25 protein-coding genes are annotated in these 21342 nt (G+C 69.9%); 14 read left to right on the top strand and 11 right to left on the bottom strand.

Going from position 1 to position 21342, the window contains the following annotated elements; translation table 11 throughout:
• The first annotated feature begins 29 nt into the window (after positions 1 to 29).
• A complete protein-coding gene (locus OHB01_RS14325) occupies positions 30 to 644 on the top strand; it encodes a hypothetical protein (protein ID WP_142651331.1) in 615 nt (204 codons plus the stop codon).
• Between the two features lie 45 nt (positions 645 to 689).
• Here the strand turns inward: OHB01_RS14325 and OHB01_RS14330 are convergent, their stop codons facing one another.
• Positions 690 to 1148 (bottom strand): hypothetical protein, encoded by a 459-nt coding sequence (locus OHB01_RS14330; protein WP_222709436.1) that lies wholly within the window; start codon positions 1146 to 1148, stop codon positions 690 to 692.
• Between the two features lie 122 nt (positions 1149 to 1270).
• On the opposite strand from OHB01_RS14330, the gene OHB01_RS14335 reads away from it, so the two are divergent.
• Both OHB01_RS14335 and OHB01_RS14340 read left to right on the top strand, forming a co-directional pair.
• Positions 1271 to 1702, top strand: coding sequence for a hypothetical protein (locus tag OHB01_RS14335; RefSeq protein WP_328855509.1), 432 nt, complete (start codon positions 1271 to 1273; stop codon positions 1700 to 1702).
• Positions 1672 to 3099, top strand: coding sequence for a PxKF domain-containing protein (locus OHB01_RS14340; protein ID WP_328855510.1), 1428 nt, complete (start codon positions 1672 to 1674; stop codon positions 3097 to 3099). The genes OHB01_RS14335 and OHB01_RS14340 overlap by 31 nt, the downstream gene beginning before the upstream one ends.
• A 72-nt stretch (positions 3100 to 3171) precedes the next feature.
• Here the strand turns inward: OHB01_RS14340 and OHB01_RS14345 are convergent, their stop codons facing one another.
• The 5 genes from OHB01_RS14345 to OHB01_RS14365 all read right to left on the bottom strand — a co-directional run bounded on the left by OHB01_RS14345 (position 3172) and on the right by OHB01_RS14365 (position 6990).
• The gene (locus OHB01_RS14345; RefSeq protein ID WP_328855511.1) at positions 3172 to 3882 is read right to left on the bottom strand and encodes an HAD family hydrolase; all 711 of its coding nucleotides are present in this window, start codon (positions 3880 to 3882) and stop codon (positions 3172 to 3174) included.
• Positions 3883 to 3995: 113 nt separating this feature from the next.
• Complete coding sequence (locus OHB01_RS14350; RefSeq protein ID WP_142651328.1) at positions 3996 to 4493, bottom strand: winged helix-turn-helix transcriptional regulator; 498 nt, start codon at positions 4491 to 4493, stop codon at positions 3996 to 3998.
• Positions 4494 to 4508: 15 nt separating this feature from the next.
• Positions 4509 to 5099, bottom strand: coding sequence for an NAD-dependent epimerase/dehydratase family protein (locus OHB01_RS14355; protein ID WP_142651327.1), 591 nt, complete (start codon positions 5097 to 5099; stop codon positions 4509 to 4511).
• A gap of 15 nt (positions 5100 to 5114) precedes the next feature.
• Positions 5115 to 6224 (bottom strand): alkene reductase, encoded by a 1110-nt coding sequence (locus tag OHB01_RS14360; RefSeq protein WP_147942697.1) that lies wholly within the window; start codon positions 6222 to 6224, stop codon positions 5115 to 5117.
• Between the two features lie 40 nt (positions 6225 to 6264).
• Positions 6265 to 6990 carry a DsbA family protein gene (locus tag OHB01_RS14365; protein WP_328855512.1) on the bottom strand — a complete coding sequence of 242 codons (726 nt, stop codon included), beginning with the start codon at positions 6988 to 6990 and terminating at the stop codon, positions 6265 to 6267.
• Positions 6991 to 7115: 125 nt separating this feature from the next.
• On the opposite strand from OHB01_RS14365, the gene OHB01_RS14370 reads away from it, so the two are divergent.
• Complete coding sequence (locus OHB01_RS14370) at positions 7116 to 7556, top strand: winged helix-turn-helix transcriptional regulator (protein ID WP_142622504.1); 441 nt, start codon at positions 7116 to 7118, stop codon at positions 7554 to 7556.
• Positions 7557 to 7601: 45 nt separating this feature from the next.
• On the opposite strand, the gene OHB01_RS14375 is transcribed toward OHB01_RS14370, so the two are convergent.
• Positions 7602 to 9041, bottom strand: coding sequence for a PLP-dependent aminotransferase family protein (locus OHB01_RS14375; RefSeq protein ID WP_147942698.1), 1440 nt, complete (start codon positions 9039 to 9041; stop codon positions 7602 to 7604).
• A 77-nt stretch (positions 9042 to 9118) separates the two neighbouring features.
• On the opposite strand from OHB01_RS14375, the gene OHB01_RS14380 reads away from it, so the two are divergent.
• Entirely contained in the window at positions 9119 to 9868 is a 750-nt protein-coding gene (locus OHB01_RS14380) for an isocitrate lyase/PEP mutase family protein (RefSeq protein ID WP_147942699.1), read from the top strand.
• On the opposite strand, the gene OHB01_RS14385 is transcribed toward OHB01_RS14380, so the two are convergent.
• From OHB01_RS14385 to OHB01_RS14395, 3 genes are read right to left on the bottom strand one after another with little or no spacing between them, the layout of a single operon-like run.
• Positions 9865 to 9990 carry a hypothetical protein gene (locus OHB01_RS14385; RefSeq protein ID WP_205831016.1) on the bottom strand — a complete coding sequence of 42 codons (126 nt, stop codon included), beginning with the start codon at positions 9988 to 9990 and terminating at the stop codon, positions 9865 to 9867. The genes OHB01_RS14380 and OHB01_RS14385 overlap by 4 nt on opposite strands.
• A gap of 3 nt (positions 9991 to 9993) precedes the next feature.
• Positions 9994 to 10839, bottom strand: a complete 846-nt coding sequence (locus OHB01_RS14390) for a class I SAM-dependent methyltransferase (RefSeq protein ID WP_142651322.1) — start codon at positions 10837 to 10839, stop codon at positions 9994 to 9996.
• A 35-nt stretch (positions 10840 to 10874) separates the two neighbouring features.
• Positions 10875 to 12026 carry an FAD-dependent oxidoreductase gene (locus OHB01_RS14395; RefSeq protein ID WP_147942700.1) on the bottom strand — a complete coding sequence of 384 codons (1152 nt, stop codon included), beginning with the start codon at positions 12024 to 12026 and terminating at the stop codon, positions 10875 to 10877.
• 181 nt (positions 12027 to 12207) lie between these two features.
• Here OHB01_RS14395 and OHB01_RS14400 point away from each other — a divergent pair, with 181 nt between their 5' ends.
• Both OHB01_RS14400 and OHB01_RS14405 read left to right on the top strand, forming a co-directional pair.
• Positions 12208 to 12795, top strand: a complete 588-nt coding sequence (locus OHB01_RS14400; protein WP_142651320.1) for a TetR/AcrR family transcriptional regulator — start codon at positions 12208 to 12210, stop codon at positions 12793 to 12795.
• Positions 12796 to 12912: 117 nt separating this feature from the next.
• Positions 12913 to 14445: a serine hydrolase domain-containing protein gene (locus tag OHB01_RS14405; RefSeq protein ID WP_147942702.1), complete on the top strand. Its 1533-nt coding sequence runs from the start codon at positions 12913 to 12915 to the stop codon at positions 14443 to 14445.
• Between the two features lie 334 nt (positions 14446 to 14779).
• Here the strand turns inward: OHB01_RS14405 and OHB01_RS14410 are convergent, their stop codons facing one another.
• Positions 14780 to 15136, bottom strand: coding sequence for a hypothetical protein (locus OHB01_RS14410; protein ID WP_328855513.1), 357 nt, complete (start codon positions 15134 to 15136; stop codon positions 14780 to 14782).
• Here OHB01_RS14410 and OHB01_RS14415 point away from each other — a divergent pair.
• From OHB01_RS14415 to OHB01_RS14445, 7 genes are all read left to right on the top strand, one after another.
• The gene (locus tag OHB01_RS14415; RefSeq protein ID WP_168066480.1) at positions 15135 to 15302 is read left to right on the top strand and encodes a hypothetical protein; all 168 of its coding nucleotides are present in this window, start codon (positions 15135 to 15137) and stop codon (positions 15300 to 15302) included. The genes OHB01_RS14410 and OHB01_RS14415 overlap by 2 nt on opposite strands.
• 217 nt (positions 15303 to 15519) lie before the next feature.
• Positions 15520 to 15885, top strand: a complete 366-nt coding sequence (locus OHB01_RS14420) for a DUF2809 domain-containing protein (RefSeq protein ID WP_142651317.1) — start codon at positions 15520 to 15522, stop codon at positions 15883 to 15885.
• Between the two features lie 42 nt (positions 15886 to 15927).
• On the top strand, positions 15928 to 16245 hold the full coding sequence (locus tag OHB01_RS14425; protein ID WP_185949079.1) for a hypothetical protein: 318 nt from the start codon (positions 15928 to 15930) through the stop codon (positions 16243 to 16245).
• A 45-nt stretch (positions 16246 to 16290) separates the two neighbouring features.
• Positions 16291 to 16941, top strand: a complete 651-nt coding sequence (gene pnuC / locus OHB01_RS14430) for a nicotinamide riboside transporter PnuC (RefSeq protein WP_147942728.1) — start codon at positions 16291 to 16293, stop codon at positions 16939 to 16941.
• Entirely contained in the window at positions 16938 to 18050 is a 1113-nt protein-coding gene (locus OHB01_RS14435; RefSeq protein ID WP_147942703.1) for an AAA family ATPase, read from the top strand. The genes pnuC and OHB01_RS14435 overlap by 4 nt, the downstream gene beginning before the upstream one ends.
• 121 nt (positions 18051 to 18171) lie before the next feature.
• Entirely contained in the window at positions 18172 to 19107 is a 936-nt protein-coding gene (bla, locus tag OHB01_RS14440) for a class A beta-lactamase (RefSeq protein ID WP_328855514.1), read from the top strand.
• Positions 19108 to 19180: 73 nt separating this feature from the next.
• The gene (locus OHB01_RS14445) at positions 19181 to 21334 is read left to right on the top strand and encodes a transglycosylase domain-containing protein (RefSeq protein WP_260617502.1); all 2154 of its coding nucleotides are present in this window, start codon (positions 19181 to 19183) and stop codon (positions 21332 to 21334) included.
• Positions 21335 to 21342: the final 8 nt, after the last annotated feature.

Genomic DNA, 21342 nt, shown 5'->3' on the forward strand with positions numbered 1-21342 from the left:
CCTGACATTGCTCGGCCATTGTCTCCGGCATGAGCAACCGAACCGAGCGGCGCATGTCCGCACGACACGTCACCGCGATCTCCTTCGCCGCCCTGGCCTGCGGCGTCCTCACCGCCTGTGGTACCGCCGAGGCTGCGGGGGCCCCCGGCACCCCCGCTCCCGTCTCCGCCGGTCACGCGTCGGCCGCCCGGCCGGTCGCGGCGCAGACCGTGTCCAAGCCCAAGCCCGCCCACACCACGAAGTCCCGCGCGCAGCTGCGCCTGAACAGCTCCGCCGCCGAGGTGCGCAAGTTCCGCGAGGCGTACGCCCGGTGCCTGACCAAGCACGGCATGCCGAGCAAGGGCACCTGGTCCAAGGCGGCCGAGAAGTCCGCGCGGGCCGCCTGCGAGCGCCTGCGGCCGCTGCTGCCGCCGGAGCTCGACCCGGCCAAGAACCCGCACTACGCCAAGAGCGTCCGCATCGAGGCCAAGTGCCTGCAGGACCACGGCTTCGACGTCCACCTCGTCAAGGCGCCCGCCCCCGCCAAGATCGGCTGGCGGTACGCGAGCGTCCCCGGCGACGACGTCGACATCGCCAAGATCCAGGACACCTGCCGCGTGAAGGCGTTCGGCGGCGGCCGCGCGCTCCAGCCCGCCCCGCAGTAATCCCCTCGGGGCGGCGGGCGCCGCACAGCGTCCGCCGCCCCACGTTCACGGATGGACGTACCGCAGCCTGAGGGTGTCGACGTGGCCCGACCAGCGCAACGTCAGGTGCCAGCAGCCCGCTTTCGGCAGGTCGACGCCCGACGGGCCGGGCCCGCCGGGCACCTCGCGTACGACGGGAGCACCCGAGCCGTCGAGGCGCGCCTCGATCCGCAGGGGATCCCCGTCCTGGGACACCCGCGACACCCAGAGGATCTTGTTGCCGCGATTTTCCTCCGGCGGCGACAGCAACCGATCGCCGAACAGCACGGCCACGATGTCGCCCCGGTCCCCCAGGACGTACGGCATCGCCTGGTCGGGCGGGTGGAATCCCGTGCGGGCCCAGGTGGGCAGCGGAGCCGGTGACAACCGGTCGGGACACCCGCCGGACGGCTGCCCGGCACACCCCGCGAGCAGGGAACAGGCCAGGGCCAAGGTCAGCATCGGCGTCAGCGTGGTGCGAAGCATGGACGACTCCTCAGGGGGGCGTACGTGGTCGTTACCTCTACACCGCTAACCCCTCCGCAGGTTCCGGCCCACAGGCGTCCCGTTCGTGAAGATTCATCTTCCTTCAGCCGATCTTCGGCGTCGTGCCCGATTCCGTCGCTCCGCCTTCCACGAGCGACCCCGCGTTCAACGACTTCGAGCAGGGGACGATCGCCTCGGCGACCGGGGAGAAGCGCGACGGCGCGAGCGACGTCGCGACGCGGATCCGCCTGAAGGCGCCGGTCGCCGTCGATCGCTCCTGGCAGGCGCTGAAGTTCGACGGCGGCCCCAAGGGCGCCGACGTCTCGGTGACGATCTTCGCCTACGACGCCGACGGCACCTTCCTGCCGCCGTCGTCCGGCTGGAAGAGCCTGGCCTCGCCGTATGTCTACATGATCCCCTCAGGCACCGCGAAGATCTCGTACGTCCTCAGCCACGACGCCGCCGGCTCGGTGCGGCCGATCGACATGAGCGAGCGAAGCGTCTGGGTCACGCTCAGACGGTCGTGCTGGACCCCCGGGACGACTACAAGGTGAACGCCTCGACCATCACGCCGCAGTTCACCATCCCCGGGATGCACGACGAGCAGGGCGGCAACGTCGTCGACGGCAAGCTGTGGATCGGCGCCGCCGGCGACGACAGCCACACGGTCGCGAACGGCCACGTGTACGTCTACGACATCGACTACGCCGCGAAGACGGCCACCCTCGTCCACACGTTCACGCACAACTTCGGCCACCTCAACTCGTTCTCCTACGACGAGGCGAGCGGCGACCTGATCTTCGGCAACGGATCCAGCAGCTACACCCAGGCGCCGGCGTTCTACGTCGTCAAGGCGTCGAACATCGACCTCGACGGCACGAACACGCTCGACGGCGTGCACGCCACCGCCTTCGACGTCCCCGATGACTTCGGCGCCAAGTGCAACGTGATCTGGACCGACCAGCCCGGCGTCGCGGTGATGCTGACCGACGACGGCACCACCGTACGCACGATCAAGCCGGCCACCGGCATCGAGCACGGGCGTTACGGCGTCTACGCCCCGGCCGCCGGCGGGGAGTACAACGGCACGTGGGACGTCCTGGCGACCTATCACATCAACAGCGCGTACGACGTCGTCCAGAGCGCGGCCTGGGTGCGTGGTCACCTCGTGATCGGCCTGGGCCACGGACCCATGTCGATCGCGGTCATCGACCTGCAGGACGACGGCCACATGGACTACGAGGTCTACCGCAACTCCGCGCAGTCCCAGTATTTCGAAGCGGTCTTCTACGACCCGGACAACCGCTACTTCGGGGGCGTCAACGCCCACACCGGAGTGGGCTACTTCTGGGACGACACCAACTTCTCGTTCACGGCGACGCCTCCGGCGCCGGTCGTGACCGGGGTGTCGGTCACTCCCTCGGTCGTCACCGTCTCCAGGGGTGAGAAGCGCTCCTTCACCGCCACGGTGACCGGCGACGGCCACCCGGCGCAGAGCGTGACGTGGAGCGTGAGCGGCAACGCGAGCACCGGCACGACCATCGACGGCGAGGGGCTGCTGACGGTCGCGTCCGACGAGAAGGCGCGGACTCTGACGGTCACCGCCACCTCGACCGCCGACGCCTCCCGGGCCGCCACCGCCACCGTCACCGTCCCGGCGCCCGGGACGTTCGGCGGGTTCAGGCCCCCGGTCAAGGCGGACGGCGTCACCGTCGTCAACGCCGGCCGGACCATCCCGATCAAGTGGACGATCGGCGGCGAGATGGACGGTGAGCCGGCGGTCGCGTCGGCCACGTTCGACGCGCCGGGTGCCGAGTATCACTGGATCAGCACGCTCGGTTCCTACCACCTCAACGTCGATACGCCGCGGTCGTGGGCAGGGAGCCGGCGCACCTTCACGGTGACGTTGGCCGACGGCAGCGTCCATCGGGCCGAGTTCGAGATGAAGTGATCGTGGCGGACTGAGCGTTCTCCGCTCACGTTCTCCGCTCACTGGGGCCGGCGGTGCTCGTCACCGCCGGCGCTACCCGGCGCTCCATGAGGATCGTCCCGGCGTCAGCAACCGGGAAAGCTGGCCGAGATCGGTGATCCGCACCAGCTCGGAGCGCCCGCCGACGCCGTCCCGGTCAAGCCAGACCGCGGCGAGCCCGGCGGCCATCGCACCGCCCGCGTCGATGTCGGGCTCGTTGCCGACGTACAGCACCTCGCCCGGGGGCAGCTCCAGCGCGTCGCACGCCGCGTGAAAGGCGGCGGCCTGGGGTTTGGACACGCCGAGTTCGGCGGCGCACAGGACGGTCTCGAAATGATCCCGCACGCCGAGGATGCGCAACTTGCGTTCCTGGTAGTCCAGCCTGGAGTTCGACAGCACGGCTTGCCGGAAGTCGGTGGCGAGCTCGTGCAAGGTCGCGAGGCTGTCGGGGAAGAGCGCCCAGCAGGCTTCGAAGTGGGCCACGTAGCGATCGAACCAGGCGTCCGCTTCGGAGTCGTCCATGTCCACGCCGAGAAAGCCCCGGACACGCGCGCGGCGCTGTCCCTGGAAGTCGGTCTCCTGCGCGATGAATCTCGCCCAGTGCAGCTCTGTCTGGGCCTTCCAGTGACGAAGGGCGTCGTCGACGGAGGGGAACAGCGCGGCGAGCCCTTCGGCGGCCAGATGGTCGCGGAGGCCGGCGCGGTCGGCGCCGGCGTAGTCGAACAGAGTGTCGTCGATGTCCCAGAGCACGGCACGGATCGGCATGCGGAGACGCTAACGCGTCCGGCGGATGCCGGGCATGGGCCATTTCCGCAGGGGATTTCCGGGCCACTCCGCCGGCGTTCCGCCTGGAGTGTCGAACAGCGCCTGACGCACGATCAGCCTCTCTGCGGGTCGGCCCAGTCACCGTGGGCCACGATGGCGAGGTCCTCGGGGCCGACATCCCTGCCGGAGACGGTGCGCGGGCCGATCACGACCGGCTCGCCGGTGCCCCGTTCGACGAGACGCAGCGGGCCGCCGTCCTCACCCTGCAGGTACTTGTTGCCCCACTGCATGAGCGCGAAGACGGCAGGGAACAGGTCCCTGCCCTTCTCCGTCAGCAGGTATTCGTAGCGGGTCCGCTTGCCCGGCTCCCGGTAGGGCTGCTTGGTGAACACCCCGATGTCGGTCAGGTCCTTGAGCCGTGCCGCGACGATCGCGTCGCCGATCTTCGTCCGCCGTACGAAGTCGTCGAACCGGGTCGTGCCGTAGAAGGCCTCGCGCAGGATCAGCATCGCCGACCGCGTGCCGATGGTCTCCATCGACCTGCCGATCGAGCAGTTGTCCAGCCGCCACGTGGTCCGATCGGCCAGAACACCCTCGAATGAGAGCGGCATGATGTCCCCTGATTTCTACGCGGGCCGGTCGGTGATGACGACGACACCTGACGGCGCGTCGAGCAGTTCCACCGTACGGTCGGCGGCGTGGTCGATCTGGACGCGTGGCTCGGCGGGGATCTGCTGTTCGTTGTAGGTGCCGGGTCCGTAGAACTGTCCGTAGCTGAGCACGACCCCGCCCTCGGCGAGTACGGAGCGTTCGAGCTCGGCGACGGCGTCGGCATCGGGGCCGGCCTGGAGCCGCCAGGCGACGGTCTGGGCGAGGATCTTCGGCGATCCGCTCTGCCGTGCCGCTTCGATCAGGTTCTGGTTGCCCTCGGTCCGGATGCGCGCGTTCAGCTCCACGTGCTCATCGAGCTTCTCCGCTTCGTCGGGCAGATCGGTCAGTTCGTTCAGGATGACGTCCGGGGCGAAGTCGCGGACCGCCTTGACGAGGGCGTCGCGGTCGAAGACGTCGCACAGGATCGGCTCGGCGCCGAGCCGGGCCAGTAGCTCGGTCTTGCCGGGTGAGCGGGTCATGCCGCCGACCACGTGCCCTGCCTTGACCAGGCGGGGAATCAGCCGCTGCCCGATCACGCCGGACGCGCCGGCCAGAAAGATCCTCATGCCCCTCACCTAACTTCACAATTTATTAGTCAGCGTAGACGGCCCACTTTCCTGGAGACAAGTCAGGGCCGGGTAGTCGGTGTAGCCCTTGTGGTCTCCGCCGTAGGCCCGGCTGAAGTCGGGGGCGTTGAAGGGCCCGCCGGTCCGCAACCGGCGAGGCAGGTCCGGGTTGGCCATGAAGAGCGAGGCGTAGGAGATCAGGTCGGCGGCGCTGTCGTCGATGAGCTTCAGCGACTCAGGCCCGGTGAATGCGCCGGGGGTGTACGGGTTGAGAATCAGCGTGCCGGTCCACCGTTCCCGCAGCCGGTGGGTGAGCTCCGTGTCGGGTCCTTCGGCGATGTGCAGGTAGGCCAGGCCGAGCGGGTTGAGCGCGTCGAGTAGCGCGAGGTAGGTGTCGTGGTGGCCGTCTTCGACGATGTCGTTGTAGACGTGGGACGGCCAGATCCGCAGTCCGACGCGGTCGGCGCCGACGGCGTCCGCCACGGCCCTGGCCACCTCGACGGTGAACCGGCCGCGTCGCCGGGCGCTGCCGCCCCACTCGTCGTCACGCTGGTTGGCGTTCGTCGATAGGAACTGGTGCAGCAGAAAGCCGCTGCCCGCGTGCAACTCCACCCCGTCGAAGCCGGCCTCGATCGCGTTGCGCGCCGCCGACGCGAAGTCCTCGATGGTCTCCTTGATGCCGGCCCGGTCCAGCGCCCGCGGGGTGACGAACTCCTGCGGGCCGTCCATGGTGAACACCGTTCCGGCGGCCTTCACCGGCGACGGCCCGACCGGTGTCAGCGTTCCCCCGTGCAGGCTGGGATGGCCGACCCGCCCCGCGTGCATGAGCTGAGCGAAGATCAAGCCGTTCCGCTCGTGCACCCCGGCGGTCACCCTCCGCCAGGCCTCGACCTGTCCGGCGCTGTGCAGCCCCGGCGTGTTCGGGAAGCCCTGCCCGATCGGCGAAGGCTGGGTGCTTTCGGTGATGATCAGACCGGCGTCGGCGCGCTGGGCGTAGTAGGTCGCCATCAGCGGGGTCGGGCTCGCTCCCGGCCCGTACGCGCGGTTCCGCGTCATCGGGGCCATGACCACCCTGTTGCGGGCGGTGTGCCGGCCGATGGTGATCGGTTCGAACGCTGTGGACATGAGACTCTCCCTTTGATCGGATTCGGCGAGACGGGACGGATCATTCGCCGCTGGGGGCGGGGGCCACGCAGCCGTCCGGGGTGCACACCCCGTCGCCGCCGGTTATCGGAGGCAGAGGGGAGACGGCGGCCGGATGGCCCTCCTCCCAGACGGAACCAATGGCCGAGAGCAGTTCGCCGGGGCCGATCGCGCCGGACATGGCGTACTTTCCGTCCAGGACGATGAACGGCGTGCCGCGGGCGCCGAGGCGCTGGGCCGTGTGCTGGTCGTCGGCCACCCGCGCCCGGTATCTGCCGTCGTGCAGCGCGGCAGCCGCGCCGTCGCGGTCCAGTCCCACCTCCGAGGCGAAGTCGAGCACCTGCTCAACGGTCCACAGGTCGCGGCCCTGCCCGAAGTGGGCGCGGAACATCGCCGACCAGATCTCGCCCGAACGGCCCTGGCCGGCGGCGTACGCGAGAAGCTCGTGGGCGAAGTCGGTCGGCCCCAGCCGGCGTTCGAGCGCGTTGTACGGCGTGAGTCCCTCGGCCTCGGCGGCCGCCTCGATCCGGCGCAGGACCTGCTCGCCGGTCGCCTCGGGCATTCCGGCCATGCGGAACAGCTCCCGCTGGGTCACTCCCTCACGAGGGAGGTCGGGATGCGGCTGAAAAGAGCGATGCACCACGTGGACGTCCGAGGCGTGCGCGAAGCGGTCCAGTGCCTGGCGCAGCCTGTGGTCCATCAGCCCGCAGTACGGGCACACGATGTCCGACCAGAACTCGATCTTCACGGGAATCGCCCTCGCTTCCTGGCTACATACCTTCTGTTCGTAGCGACATCGTGCATTAGAATCAAAACCCGTACAAAAGGCACATTCATGTGTGTAGAAGCGGTTACGCCAGAGGGGCGGCGTGCATGGCGGCGGAGAAGACACGGAAGGTCAGGACCGGAGTGCGGGCCGACGTGCGCGCCGCGCCGGGACCCTGCGCCCATTGGGACGACCAGGACGCGGACTTCATCCGCGAGGTTCTCGACCTCGTCGGCGACAAGTGGAGCGTGCTCGTCATCGGCACCCTCGCCGACGGCGCGACACGCTACTCCGACCTGGCCGCCGCGATCCCCGGCATCTCGCAGCGCATGCTGACGCTGACGTTGAAGCAACTGCGACGCAACGGGATCGTCAGCCGAACCGCCTACCCCGAGGTCCCGCCCAGGGTCGAGTACGAGCTGACCGGCCTGGGCACGTCGTTGCTTTCGACCGTGCTGGCGCTGGCCGCGTGGTCGGCCGACAACCAGGCCGAAATCCGACGCCACCAACAGACCTTCGACGCCGATACGCAGCCCGCGGGGAGCTGACCACGGTGGATCATCGGCCCGGCAGCGGGCGGGCCTGTCGGCCGGCTACGGCAGCACCTGGCAGAGTGCGTCCAGCGCGCCCGCCCACGCGCTGTCCGAGGGGGCCGCGTAGTTGACCACCAGCGCGTCCCGCTCGGGCAACCGCCGGCCGGAGCCCGCCGCGTCGTGGCGGAACGGCGCCATCCCGCTGACCGCCAGACCCTTCCGGGCCGCCGCCTGGACGACCGAGCGCTCGGTTCCATGCGGGAGTTCCAGGACCACCTGCAACCCGGCGGCCAAGCCGGTCACGCGGACGCCGGGGGCGCGCTGCGCCAGGGCCGCGACCAGTTGGTCGCGGCGACGCCGGTAGCGCAGCCGCATCGAGCGCACATGGCGGTCGTACGCGCCCGACGTGATGAACTCCGCGAGCGTCAGCTGTTCCAACGCGCTGGACATGTAGTCGATGTGCCCCTTGGCCGCCACGATCTCCGGGACCAGTTCCTCGGGCAGCACCATCCAGGCGAGCCGCAGTCCCGGAGCCAGTGACTTGCTCGCCGTGCCGAAGTACACCACCCGTTCTGGATCGAGGCCCTGCAGAGCACCCACCGGCTGACGGTCGTACCTGAACTCTCCGTCGTAGTCGTCCTCCAAAATCAGCCCGCCGGTGGCACGCGCCCAGTCGACGGCCGCCGTGCGCCGGGCCGGGCTCAGCGCGACCCCTGTCGGGTACTGATGCGCCGGTGTCAGCAGTGCTGCGCCGGCCCCGTTCAACCGCGCCAGATCGTCGGTGCGGGCGCCGTGTTCGTCGACGTAGAGGGGCGGGATGCGCAGGCCGGCGTCGCTCAGCAGGTCGCGATAGATGTGAAGTCCGTACGACTCGACGGCTACGGCCCGAACCCGCCGGGCCCGGAGCACCTGCGCCATCAGCGTCAGGCCATGGTGGAAACCGGAACAGACGACGATCCGCTCCGGCGCGGCGTACACCCCGCGGGCCCGCGCCAGATAGTCCGCCAGGGCGGCGCGCAGTTCCGCCCGGCCACGTGCGTCGCCGTAGCCGAAGGCGTCGTGTGGAGCCGCGGTCAGAGCGCGGCGGGCAGCGGCGAGCCACTGCGTGCGAGGAAACGTCGCGAGGTCCGGCGCGCCCGGCAGCAGGCCGAAGGTGGGACGGGGACGGGCCCGTCGCGTCCGGGGGGCGGAGGGTGCCGTCCTGTGCGGCTCGGACCGTTCGGCCACCCGGGTTCCGGAGCCCTGCCGGGCGGTGAGCCAGCCCTCGGCGACCAGTTCGGCATAGGAGTCGGCCACCGTGTTACGGGCGATGCCGAGATCGGCGGCAAGCGAACGGGACGACGGCAGCCGAGTGCCGGGCGCCAGGCGTCCCGTGCGTACGGCCTCGCGCAGAGCGTCTGTGAGCCCGGCCCGCAGCCCAGGCCCGGACAGTTCCAGATGCAGGTCGGCGCCGAAGGTGGAAGGCGCGGCAGCCGCCGAATTGGCCCGGGAATCTGTCATAACAATGGACCATACCCCAGGGCCATTTGATGCCTAGTGTTGCGGGCATGCATGTGCCATCCCGGACATCGATGAAGATGACCGCTCACACCTTCCGCGCCCTGCACCACGGGCGCGCCCCCGGCGACCCGCTCGTCCTGCCCGGACCCTGGGACGTGGCCAGTGCCCGCGTCTTCGCCAACGCCGGCTTTCCCGCGCTCGCCATACCGAGCGCCGGGATCGCCGCCTCCCTCGGTTACGCGGACGGCTCGACCCCGCCGGAGGAAATGTTCGACGCGATAGCGCGTATAGCCCGGGGGGTCACCGTCCCCGTATCCGCCGACGTCGAGGACGGCTACGGACTCGCCCCCGGAGAACTGGTCGGGCGCCTCCTGGAGGCCGGCGTCGTCGGCTGCAACCTGGAGGACTCCGAGAACGCCACGCTCAAAGACCCACACCGGCACGCGGACTGGCTGGCCGATGTCCGCGCACACGCAGGTGACGCGCTTTTCATCAACGCGCGCGTCGACACTTTCCTGTTCGGTTCCGGCGATCCGGCCGACGCCCTGACACGGGCCCGCCTGTATCTGGCGGCCGGCGCCGACTGCATCTATCCCCTTCTGGCGCCGCCCGAGGTGCTGCCCGTACTGCGGGAGGGCATCGAGGGCCCCATCAACATGGCAGCCCAGCCGGGGATCGATTCCATCACCGGCCTGGCCCGGCTGGGCGCGACACGCATCACCTTCGGCCCCGGCATGCACCAGCACGCGACCCGCGCCACCGGCGAACTCGCGACGCGGCTACGCGCGCCCGCCCGGGAGACGGAACCTGGGGTGGTGCGCCTCTAGATGGGGAAGCGGCCGCGGCGCCAGTGCCAGTGGCGGCCGGCATTCAGGTGGTCGGCGACCACGCGCTGGAGCACGGTGCGGCGCGGCAGCCGGTCGAGCGGCGTGGTCAGGGTGCGGAACACGAGTCATCGCACTCCATGCGGCTTGTGCCAGACCATGATCTCGGTCGCCGGAAGGCGCTCCGCGAAGTGGCCGTCGGGTGACGTCCGCCGCAGCACCGCGCGCAGGTCCCGCTCGAAGTCCGTCAGCCTGTCTCCGAACAGGTGAGGGGCCGAGCCTGACTGGGAGAACACCCACGCCACGACGTCGTCCGCGGTGCGGTCGGCCACCGCTCCGGCCGGCACGACATGGCGTTCGAAGCCCTCGAACCCGGCCCGTGCCAGCACGAGGTCCTCGCGATCCGGGGTGCCGTTGACGAGCGTCCCCTGCCCCGCACGGCGCACCGGCCCCAGATATCGGCGCACCAGCTCGCCGATCTCCGCGTACGGGGGAGCGGGCAGCGGCACCGGCGCCGGGTCGGCGGGGGCGTTCTTGAAATCGCTGATGTGGACGAACGCGCCTCCCGGCTCCAGCATGTCCCGCACGGTCGCGGCGACGCGGTCGCGATCGGTCCAGTGGAATGACTGGGCGAACACCACGACCCGGAACGTGCCCAGACCCGCCGGGAGGTCCTCGGCGCGGGCGGCCACCCAGCGCGCGTTGGTCACCCCGCGACGCCCGGCCTGCCGCGCGGCCTCGGCCAGCATGTCCTCGTCCGGGTCGACGCCGATCACCTCGGCGAAGAACCGCGCCAGAGCGAGGATCACCGTGCCCGGCCCGCAGCCGACGTCGAGGAGCCGGCCCCGCCCGTCCAGGCCCAGCGCCGCGGCCAGCGTTTCGGCGAGCCCCGGAGCGTACGGCAGCCGGCCGCGCTCGTAGTAGGACGCGCATCCCTGAAACAGGGTGCTGTCCCACTCCCATCCGTCAGGCATGCTGCCGATCCTTCCGCGCCAGGCCACGCTCCTTCTCACATGGAGCCGGGACCACCCAGCCTGACATGCTCGCCGGGGTCGGGCACGGCCAGCAGGAACTCGGCGCCGGGTTCGAGCAGCCTGGCCGTCTCGGCCGAGCGCGGCAGCATCGTCTTCTCGTAGCCGCGTACGGCGTCGCCGACGGTGGCGGAGCCGACCAGCGCGAGCGCGAGTTCGGCGGCGTCGAGCATGGCGAGGTTGACGCCGACGCCCAACGGCGGCATGAGGTGCGCGGCGTCGCCGAGGAGCGTCACGCTGGGCGAGTGCTCCCAGGTGTGCGGCACCGGCAGGGCGAAGATCGGACGGTCGACGTACGGGCCGTCGTTGTCGGTGATCATCCGGAGCAGCCGTGGCGACCAGGCGGCGAACTCGCGAAGCAGCAGCGCGCGGATTCCCTCGGTGTCCTCGGGGCGGAGCCCGTTCGCCGCGATCCAGTCCAGGGGGACGCGCCGCATGATGTAGACCCGCATGTGGCCGCCGCTGTTGCGCTGTGCGAAGAGGCCGCGGTCCCCGTCTGCGGCGTGGGCGCTGCCCCTCCCGACGAGTTCGGCGAGCTCGGGGCGTGCGCTGTCCATGTCGTCGAACCACGCCTCCAGGAAACCGACCCCGGTGTAGCGCGGGGTCGCGGGCGACACCGCGGCGCGGACGCGGGAGAAGGCGCCGTCCGCGCCGATGACGAGATCCGCCTCGACCGCCGTCCCGTCGGCGAACGTCAGGGTTCGCGGCCCGCCGATCGGCCCGCTCACCGATTCGAGGGTGCGTCCCCACCGGACCGTCCCCGGGGCGAGTGAGCGGAGCAGGAGATCGCGAAGCTGCCCGCGGTCGATCTCGGGGCTGATCATCTCGCCCTCGGCCGGCAGATGGTGGGCGAGGACGCGTCCCGCCGGATCGAGGCGGCGCATCTCCTGCCCCTCGAACCTGGCGAGCGCGAAGAACTCCTCGAGCAGGCCCGCTTCACGCAGGGCGAGCTGGCCGTCCTCCTCGTGCAGGTCGAGCGAGCCGCCCTGGTCGCGGGCGTCCGCGTCCGGATCCCGGTCCCAGACGGTCACCGCGATGCCGTGCCGCTGCAGGATGCGGGCGCAGGTGAGGCCCCCGGGGCCGGCGCCGATGATGCTGATCCGCGCGTTCGCGGGTGCCGGAGATTTCATGGTCGATCCCTTTCGTCGTCGGCGGGGTGCCCGGTGACACCGCCGTACGGCGACCTACGGCGACGACCGGTGCCTCGGGGGCGAGGCGGGACCCCTGCGGGGACCACCAAAGCAGAAACGAGTCCAAAAGTGCAACCGTTACAGTTTCTGTCTCAGTCCAGTTGTGGAGTAGGGTGACGCCATGCCCGACTCTCCGGCCAGTGGCCGTCGCGAGCGCAAGAAGGCCGCGACGAGGCAGGCCATCGCCGACGCCGCCCTGGAGCTCTTCCTGGAGCACGGTTTCGAACGCGTGAGCGTCCGCGACGTCGCAGAAAGGGCCGACGTGTCGACGACGACCCTGTTCGCGCACTTCCCGGGCAAGGAGGCGCTGGTCTTCGACCGTGAGGAGGAGGTCGAGGCGGCGCTGACCGCCGCCGTCCGCGAACGGCCCGAGGGACAGAGTGTGATCGAGGCGCTCCGCGCCCACGCGCTGGAGTCCTGGGTGCGGGTCGTGTCGGATCCTCGTCTGCACGAGCTCCACGCGCTGGTGGACCGGACGCCCGCGCTCCGGGAGTACGCGGAACGCATGTGGATGCGGCACGCGGCCGCCCTCGGCACCGTGATCGCGGAGGAGCTCGGGCGCGAGGCGGATGACCTCGAATGTGCGGCTCTCGCGCGGTTCGTCGTGGAAATCCCGACCCTGGTGCGAGGCCGGGACGACCCGCGTGCGGCCGTGGAGACCGTTTTCGACCTGCTGGTTCACGGCTGGCGTGCGGAGCCCGCGCATTGAGGTTCTAACGGAAAAGGAAAACCGCGCCATTCGGCGTTTGCGGCGCCGATGAACGGAAAACAGCCCCCTCGAAAATAATGGTCCGCCGGACATTCTCGGATTCCATCAATTCGGGAAATGTCTGAATTGAGGACAGTGGTACATTTCGCGGGGGAGAAAATGCCCAAGTGTCCTAATGCTGTCGGCTTTTTGATGCTCGGGACCGCGCTGGTCGGTGGGGCCATGCCTGTGGGCGCTCCCGCCGTCGCCGCGTCCGGCGGCGAAACCGTCGTGACCGGCGTCGATTCCGATCATCCGTCCGATCGCGATCGTGGCCGGGCGCACGGGCGCGGGCACAATGCCCAACGGAACAAGCAGCGGCAGTCGGGGAACGAAAGCGAGCGCCAGAAGCAGAACATGCTCCGCGATCTCACGCTCGCCCTCACGCCGATGCAGAAGGGCGCCACGGATTCCCGGGCTCTGCCGTACAACTGGCAGAAAACGGACGCGACGGCGAACTCCGTCAGCGACCAGAACAGCCTGTCGGACATCACGAACCGGCCCGTCCAGAATTCGGACCAATCCGGAAGCACGCCCGAGGGCGGGCCGTCGGGGCCGGAGGACGATCCCACCAGGGACGGGACCGGTGCCGCCGCCAGTGCGGCGATGCTGGCGTATCTGAAGGATCTGGCCGCAAAAGACCAGTTCACCGGCTCGGCGCTGGTCGTACGGCGTGGGCAGGTGCTGGCACGCTTCGCCGCGGGCGAGGCGGACGAGGAAAGGCACATCCCCAACCGGCCCGACACGGTCTATCGGGTCATGTCGATCACCAAGCAGTTCACCTCGATGCTCGTGCTGAAGCTGCAGGACCGCGGGCTGCTCAAGCTGGACGACCCGATCTGTCCCTATCTCGTGCCGCGTTACATCAAGGCCTGCCCGGCGGCGTGGCGTCCGATCACGGTCCGTATGACGGTCACGCACACCTCGGGCATCCCCAACATCGAGAACCTGCCCGGCTACCTCGCCAATGTCTCGCGACCGACCACGCCCCGGAAACTCATCCAGCAGTTCGTGAACCTGCCGCTGGACTTCAAGCCCGGCACCAGCTGGAAGTACACCAACTCCGGCTACGTCCTGGCCGGCGCGATCATCCAGGCGGTGACGCACCAGCCGTACGGGGTCGTGCTGCGCAAGCTGATCACCGAGCCGCTGAACCTCCGGCACACCGGTTACAGCCCGACATATCCGCCGCGCGGGTTCGCGAAGGGCTACTTGTTGCACGGGAAGCCGGCCGCGCCCCTCAACGGCTCGGAACTGTTCTCCGCGACCGGTCTCTACACCACCGTCGACGACATCGCCCGCTGGGACCGGGCGTTCGGCTCGTTCACGGTCGCGCCGCCCGCCACGGTCAAGCTGGCGTTCACGCCGCAGGCGAAGTGCCCCTCCACCGGCTGCCTCAACCTGCCGTCGACCGCGTACGCCTTCGGATGGCTCGTCGACCGGCTGCAGGGGCACCCGCTCCGGTATCACCCGGGTCTGTTCATGGGCTACACGGCGAGCAACATGTATCTGCCCGCCGACGACATCCAGGTGGTCGTGCTCAGCAACGTGATGAACACCGACACCGCCGGGATCGCCCGCCACCTCGCCACGCTCGCGCTCGATCTCTGAGAAAGCACCGAGGACTCACAACATTCCCAGGGGGATTCACCCAGCGAGGTGGAGGCGGTGACCCCGGGCACGAGGGCGATGCCGTCGGAGTGCTCGCCGAGCACCGTGGGCATGTGGCCGAGCTTGCAGGTCAGCCGCCTCGCCACCGCACCATGACCACGCATGTGCAGGGGCTCGCCGAGCCACGGCCCACGGCCTCCGGCCGTGGGCCGTTTCCGCAGGTCGATCACATGACGGTCCGCTCCTCACGGTCGTCCGCGGTGGCGGCTGATCGGGCCGTCGAACCGGGCCGGCCGCCACATCAACAGCACCACCGCCACGAAGGCGAGGACGATCACCACGATGAAGAGGATCCACAGCACGGAGGATCCGCTTTTCGGCTCCGCTGCGGCTTGACGCCGTCCCTGACGAGCAGGACGTCGCTGCTCTCCACCCCGAGGTCCGCCAGCTCGCTGAGGCCCTGTTGCCGCAGGTCCTCCCGTACGTCCTTGCCGGAGTACCGGCCGCCGCTGACCGACTCGAGGACGTCGAGGTCGTACGCGATGGTCACGGCCGGCTTGCCTACGGGCGGCGTGACGGTCGTGGGGTCGATCGGCACGACGGCGGGGGCATAGCCGTCGCGGCGGAGCCTCTCGGCGAATGCCTCGGCGGCGTACCGCTGGTCGTCCGGCGCCTGGACGACCACGGCCATGGGCGGAGGGGAGAAGCTCTCCTGCGGGGTCTCCAGGCAGGTGCTGGAGTATGTGCCGCCGCCGGTCACCGCGGGCCTGCTCCGGGCGACCACGGACGGCCGTGCCGCCCGTCTGCTGGCCGGGCTCAGCCCCGCCGTACGCGCCCAGATCGCCCTCGCCGACTGAGGCCGGCGTCGGCCGTTTCGACTGGAAAGACTATGTGCTCGGCATGATCCTTCCGATCGGCCTCCTCATAATCCAGGAGGCGAGGCAACGACGTAAGAGCTGATCTCCGCAGCTCACGAGCATTATTACCTTCACGCTCAAGGCTGGGGGCGTATCGGCGGCGACACCTGGATGCCCTGATGATCGTGGAATGTCGGGTTCTCGATAGGGTGCCGGGATGCCGAAGCGCAGAATCGCCGCTCTGGCCGCCGCCGTGGTCGTCGTGGCCGCCGGTCTGGCGATCCGGGCGCTGCTGCCCGGCGCGGTCGCCAAGTACGCGGGCGATCTCCTCTACACCCTCCTCGTGTACGCGCTGGTCGTCGTGGCCGTGCCGCGCGCCCGGCCGCTCGTGGTGGCGGCCGTGGCGCTCGGGGTGAGCTGGCTGGTGGAGTTCGCCCAGCTCACCGGAGTGCCGGCCGAGCTGTCGGCGCACAGCACGCTGGCGCGGTTGGTGCTCGGCACGACGTTCAACGCGCCCGACCTGTTCTGGTACGCGGTGGGCGCGGCCGTCGGTTACGCAATTGATTCGATCCGCGCGAAATAGCCATTGACCACTTCTGCGGGCAAAGTTCACATCCCTTTACTCGTGCGCACCGACTCCTGCATCGTCTTCACACCGGGCGCCGGCCGGTTTCCTCTCGTGGCCCAGGGCAGGGCGGCTCCGATCGTCGTCAGCGCGAGCGACTTCCCCGGTGTCACGCGGGTCGGGGGCGACCTGCGGGCCGACGTGGAGCGGGTCACCGGGGTGAGGCCCGCGGTTTTCACCGACACCGTGCCGGAGACCGGTGAGGTGGTGCTGGTCGGCACGATCGGGAAGAGCCCGCTCATCGCTGGAGCAGGTCGTGGAGCACCCGCTGCCGGGCGTCCGCCGCGCGCGCCGGATGATCCACCGCTCTATCCCTGATCACGATCCCTTGTTATCGTCACAGTGACGATTAAGGAGGTCGCGGTGGCGCTGACCGATCTGCTTGGGCCCCTCCTGGAGCCCGCGATCACCCTTGGCGGCGTTTCGACGAGCTGGGCCGAGCTGCTCGGCTTCGCGACGGGAGCGCTCACCGTCTGGCTGGTGGTCCGCCAGCACGTGTGGAACTGGCCGATCGGCGTCGCGAACGTCGTCCTGCTCGGTCTCGTCTTCCTGGCCGTGGGCCTGTACGCCGACGCGGCCCTGCAGATCGTCTACGTGCTCCTCGGCCTGTACGGCTGGTGGCAGTGGCTGTACGGCGGGGCCGGGCGGACCACGCTCACCGTCACCAGGACAGGCCGCGCGGAGTGGGGATGGCTCGTGCTCGCGGGCGCGGCGGCGACGGCGCTGCTCACCGCCGCACTCACGACCTGGACCAACTCGGCCGTGCCGTTCTGGGACGCCCTGACGACCGCGCTGTCGCTGATGGCGACCTACGGCCAGTGCCGCAAGCGGGTGGAGTCGTGGTGGCTGTGGATCACGGTCGACCTGGTCTACATCCCGCTTTACGCCTACAAGGAGCTCTACCTCACCAGCGTGCTCTACGTGCTGTTCCTCGCGCTGTGCGTGGCCGGGCTGCTCGCGTGGCGGCGCGACGAGGCCGCCCGGCCCGCCGCCGCTCCGGTGGTGACGCGATGAGCGCGCGATACGCGCACGGGCTGGTGATCGGCAAGTTCTACCCGCCCCACGCCGGTCACCACCACCTGGTCGACACCGCCGCCGAGCGGTGCGCGCTGGTCACGGTGGTCGTCGCCGCCAGCAGCGTGGAGAGCATCCCGCTCGCCTTGCGTACGGCGTGGCTGCGCGAGGCCCACCCGCAGCCCCACGTGGTGGTGGCGCCGGTCGTGGACGACATAGAGATCGACTACGACGACCCGGAGATCTGGGCCGCGCACGTCGAGGTCTTCCGGCACGCGCTGGAGTCGGCCCACGGCGGCCTCGCGCCCGATGTCGACGCCGTCTTCTCCTCCGAGACGTACGGGCCCGAGCTGGCCCGCAGGTTCGGCGGCGCGCACGTGGCGGTCGATCCGGGCCGGGTCCGCTATCCGGTCAGCGGGACGATGGTCCGCGACGACCCGGTGTCCGCGTGGCCCTGGCTGAGCCCCGCCGTACGCGCCTATCTCGCCCGGCGGGTGGTCGTCACCGGGGCCGAGTCGACCGGCACCACCACGCTCGCCCGCGCGCTGGCCGCCCACTACGCGGCACGCGGCGGCGTCTGGGCCGCGACCCGGTGGGTGCCCGAATACGGCAGGACCTACTGCGAGGAGAAGCTCGCCCTGGCCCGCCGTACGGCCAAGGCGGCGGGAGCGCCGGAGCCGTGGCTCGACGACCTGGAGTGGCGGCCGGAGGAGTTCACGCTGATCGCCCACCGGCAGCTCGACTGGGAGGACGCGGCGGCGCGGACCGGGTCTCCTGTGCTGTTCTGCGACACCGACGCGCTCGCCACCGCGCTGTGGCACGAGCGCTATCTCGGCACGGTGAGCTCGGAGGTCCTGCGCGTCCACGAACGGGCCCGGCACGACCTGTGGATCCACACGTCCGTGGACGGCGTGCCGTTCGAGCAGGACGGCTGGCGCGACGGCGAGCACGTGCGGCACGGCATGGACCGCCGGCTGCGCGCGGAGCTGGCCGGGCGCGGGCTGCCGCACGTGGTCGTCTCCGGGCCGCCCGAGGAGCGGCTGGCCGCCGCCGTACGGGCCGTCGACGATCTCGTCGCTACCGGCCGCGCGTTCGCCCCGCCGTTGTGAGCTGCTTTTATACGAGAACGCATATCGGTCGGTGGTCCATATGAATATTGGACATGTTCCGAACACTTTGCTTGGCTCCTGCGTCTAACGCCCCTGTGACGCATGAGAGCAAGGACATGTCATGATTTGGAGACTGCCGGTCGCACTGAAGACCACCACGATCACGGTCGCCCTCCTGGCCGGCGCCGTGCCCGCGGCGGGCCCCGCTGCCGCAGCCGCTGTACCCGCCGCACCCCAGGCCGCCGCCGCGCCCCGGACGGACGTGGCCGCCGCGCTGCGCGCGCTTGAGGCGTCGTTCAAGGGCCGCATCGGCGCGTACGCGATCGACACGGCGACCGGGAAGACGATCGGTTATAGGGCGGGCGAGCGGTTCCCGCTGCTGTCCACCTTCAAGGCGGTTGCCGCGGGAGCGGTGCTGGCCCGGACGACCGACCGGGAGCTGACGCGGAAGGTCGTCCACTGGACGGCCGACGAGGTGAAGTCGAACTCGCCGGAGACCGGCAAGCACGTGAAGGACGGGATGACGCTCGCCGAGCTGTGCCGGGCGGCGATCATCTACAGCGACAACACCGCCGGGAACATGCTGCTGAAGCGGATCGGCGGGCCGCGGGGCCTCACCCGTTATTTCCGCACGCTCAAGGACCCGGTGTCCCGGCTCGACCGCTGGGAGACCGACCTCAACATCTGGTCGCCCAAGGAGCGGCGCGACACCACCACGCCCGCGTCCGCCGCCCGCGATCTGCGGGTGCTCACGACCGGCGGCGTGCTGGGCGCGAAGGACCGGTCCCGGCTGATCGGATGGCTGCGCGACAACACGACAGGCGACGCGCGCATCCGCGCCGGGCTGCCGAAGACGTGGATCGTCGGCGACAAGACCGGCACCGGCGGGACGTACGGCACCGCCAACGACATCGCCGTCATCTGGCCGGCCAGGAACGCCGCCCCGATCATCATGGCGATCTACACCAACCGCCGGGCGGCCGACGGCGCCACCGCGGACTCGGTCGTCGCACGGACGGCGACCCTGCTGGCGCGCGGCCTCGGCAGGCTCTCGTGAACCACCGCGTTATGGGGCCGACCTTGTTTTGCGGCCCCATAACCTTGTCTATAGCCATTTGGGGGAGGTTCGTGTGAACGCCACGGGGAAGGTGTTGCGCCTGATCGCCATGGGAGCAGCGGCGGGCGTGTTGGTCGCGGGGATCGCGTTGCCGGCGGTGGGAGGCGCGGGCGTCGGGGTGGTGTCGGCCGTCGAGGACGTGGACCTGAAACCCCGCGACCTCACCGAGCCTCCGCTGGCGCAGGTCTCGGTCGTGCAGGACGTGAAGGGCCACGAGATCGCGCGGTTCTACGAGCAGTATCGCGAGGTCGTCCCCCTTGACCAGATCGCCGACATCATGAAGACGGCCATCATCTCGATCGAGGACTACCGGTTCTACCAGCACGGCCCGATCGACATCGAGGGCACCATCCGCGCCCTGGCCAAGAACCTGCAGTCGGGCGGGGTCGCCCAGGGCGGCTCCTCCATCACCCAGCAGTACGTCAAGCAGGTGCTGCTCAACGCCGCCACGACCGAGCAGGAGAAGAACGAGGCGCTGGCGCCCAGCTACGCCCGCAAGCTCAACGAGCTGCGCTACGCGATGGGCGTGGAGGAGAAGTACTCCAAGGACCAGATCCTGGAGAAGTACCTCAACATCGCCTACTTCGGCGCGGGCGCGTACGGCGTCGAGGCGGCGGCCAAGCGGTTCTTCGGGGTCAGCGCGAAGGACCTGACGCTGCCGCAGGCGGCGACGCTCGCGGGAGCCGTGCAGGACCCCAACGCCACCGACCCCAACCTGGGCAAGACCAGCCGCGACCGGCTGCTGAAGCGGCGCAACGTCGTGCTCGACCGGATGGCCGAGCTGAACAAGATCACCAAGGATCAGGCGGCCCAGGCGAAGAAGACCCGGCTCGGCTACAAGGGAACCCCGCTGCCCGGTGGCTGTGAGTCGAGCAAGTATCCGTACTTCTGCGTCTACGTGCGCAACGAGATCCTCAGCAACCCCGACTTCGGCAAGACGGCCAAGCAGCGCCTGGCGTTCCTCAACCGCGGCGGCCTGACCATCAAGACCACGATCGACCCCTCGATGCAGGCCGCCGCCGACAAGGCGATCAGGAAGTGGGTCCACCCGACCGACAACCCCGTGGCCGCCGAGGCGCTGGTGCAGCCCGGCACCGGGGCGATCAAGGCGATGGCCGCGAGCCGTCCGTACGGGACGCACAAGACCAGGAACGAGGTGTCCTACAACCTCGTGGCCGACGTCGCGCACGGCGGCGGCATCGGCTTCCAGGCCGGCTCGACCTTCAAGACCTTCACCCTGCTCACCGCGCTGAAGCAGGGCATGAAGATCAACGACGGGTTCAGCGCGGGCGCCGGCTACACCGCGCCGGGCTATTCGACGTTCAAGAACTGCGCGGGCCAGCCCATCGGCGACCCGAGCCACACCGTCACCAACGACGAGGGATCACCGGGCTGGCTGACCCTGCAGACCGGCACCTGGCACTCGGTCAACACGTTCTTCATGATGCTGGAGCAGCGGGTCGGGCTCTGCGACGTGGTCAAGACGGCCAAGTCGCTGGGCATCCACCGGGCCGACGGCAATCCGCTCAAGGAGTTCGAGACGTTCACGCTCGGCATCAACGAGATGGACCCGGTGACCGTCGCCACCGCGTACGCCGCGATCGGCGCGCGCGGCAAGTACTGCGCGCCGATGGCGATCACCCAGATCACCGACAGCACCGGCAAGACCACCAACTACAGCCCCAAGTGCCGTCAGGCCATCGACCCCGAGGTGGCGGACGCGGCGGCGCACATCCTGTCGGGCGTCCTGACCAAGGGCACGATGGCGGCGGTCGGCGGCATCGGGCGTGACGCGGCGGGCAAGACCGGGACCAACGACGACTCCTCCTCCGCCTGGTTCGCCGGGTTCACCCCCGACCTCGCCGGCGCGGTCAGCCTCGGCGACCCCCGTGGCACGTCGAAGTACAAGCTGAACAACGTGACGATCGGCGGCCGTTACTACGGCTCGGTGTTCGGCGCCAGCATCCCCGGCCCGATCTGGAAGGACACCATGCTGCGGGCGCTGCGCAACGTGCCGCCGACCGACTTCACGCCGGTCGACAGCGCGCGGTTCGGCGGCTGCGGCGACAGTTGCCGGAGCCTGGTGTCCGTGACGCCCCCGACAGGGGACGACGGCGGTCCGATGCCGGGGGACAACGTGCCGGTGGAGGTCCTGCCCAACGACTAGTCCGTCAG

It is taken from the genome of Microbispora hainanensis, from assembly GCF_036186745.1.
GTDB lineage: Bacteria > Actinomycetota > Actinomycetes > Streptosporangiales > Streptosporangiaceae > Microbispora.

Coding starts and splice junctions, on each gene's coding strand:
- OHB01_RS14325 (WP_142651331.1), top strand. CDS start 30: ATGAGCAACCGAACCGAGCGGCGCATGTCCGCACGACACGTCACCGCG.
- OHB01_RS14330 (WP_222709436.1), bottom strand. CDS start 1,148: ATGCTTCGCACCACGCTGACGCCGATGCTGACCTTGGCCCTGGCCTGT.
- OHB01_RS14345 (WP_328855511.1), bottom strand. CDS start 3,882: ATGCCGATCCGTGCCGTGCTCTGGGACATCGACGACACTCTGTTCGAC.
- OHB01_RS14350 (WP_142651328.1), bottom strand. CDS start 4,493: ATGCCGCTCTCATTCGAGGGTGTTCTGGCCGATCGGACCACGTGGCGG.
- OHB01_RS14355 (WP_142651327.1), bottom strand. CDS start 5,099: ATGAGGATCTTTCTGGCCGGCGCGTCCGGCGTGATCGGGCAGCGGCTG.
- OHB01_RS14360 (WP_147942697.1), bottom strand. CDS start 6,224: ATGTCCACAGCGTTCGAACCGATCACCATCGGCCGGCACACCGCCCGC.
- OHB01_RS14370 (WP_142622504.1), top strand. CDS start 7,116: ATGGCGGCGGAGAAGACACGGAAGGTCAGGACCGGAGTGCGGGCCGAC.
- OHB01_RS14375 (WP_147942698.1), bottom strand. CDS start 9,041: ATGACAGATTCCCGGGCCAATTCGGCGGCTGCCGCGCCTTCCACCTTC.
- OHB01_RS14380 (WP_147942699.1), top strand. CDS start 9,119: ATGACCGCTCACACCTTCCGCGCCCTGCACCACGGGCGCGCCCCCGGC.
- OHB01_RS14390 (WP_142651322.1), bottom strand. CDS start 10,839: ATGCCTGACGGATGGGAGTGGGACAGCACCCTGTTTCAGGGATGCGCG.
- OHB01_RS14395 (WP_147942700.1), bottom strand. CDS start 12,026: ATGAAATCTCCGGCACCCGCGAACGCGCGGATCAGCATCATCGGCGCC.
- OHB01_RS14400 (WP_142651320.1), top strand. CDS start 12,208: ATGCCCGACTCTCCGGCCAGTGGCCGTCGCGAGCGCAAGAAGGCCGCG.
- OHB01_RS14405 (WP_147942702.1), top strand. CDS start 12,913: ATGTCTGAATTGAGGACAGTGGTACATTTCGCGGGGGAGAAAATGCCC.
- OHB01_RS14415 (WP_168066480.1), top strand. CDS start 15,135: ATGGGCGGAGGGGAGAAGCTCTCCTGCGGGGTCTCCAGGCAGGTGCTG.
- OHB01_RS14410 (WP_328855513.1), bottom strand. CDS start 15,136: ATGGCCGTGGTCGTCCAGGCGCCGGACGACCAGCGGTACGCCGCCGAG.
- OHB01_RS14420 (WP_142651317.1), top strand. CDS start 15,520: ATGCCGAAGCGCAGAATCGCCGCTCTGGCCGCCGCCGTGGTCGTCGTG.
- OHB01_RS14435 (WP_147942703.1), top strand. CDS start 16,938: ATGAGCGCGCGATACGCGCACGGGCTGGTGATCGGCAAGTTCTACCCG.
- bla (WP_328855514.1), top strand. CDS start 18,172: ATGATTTGGAGACTGCCGGTCGCACTGAAGACCACCACGATCACGGTC.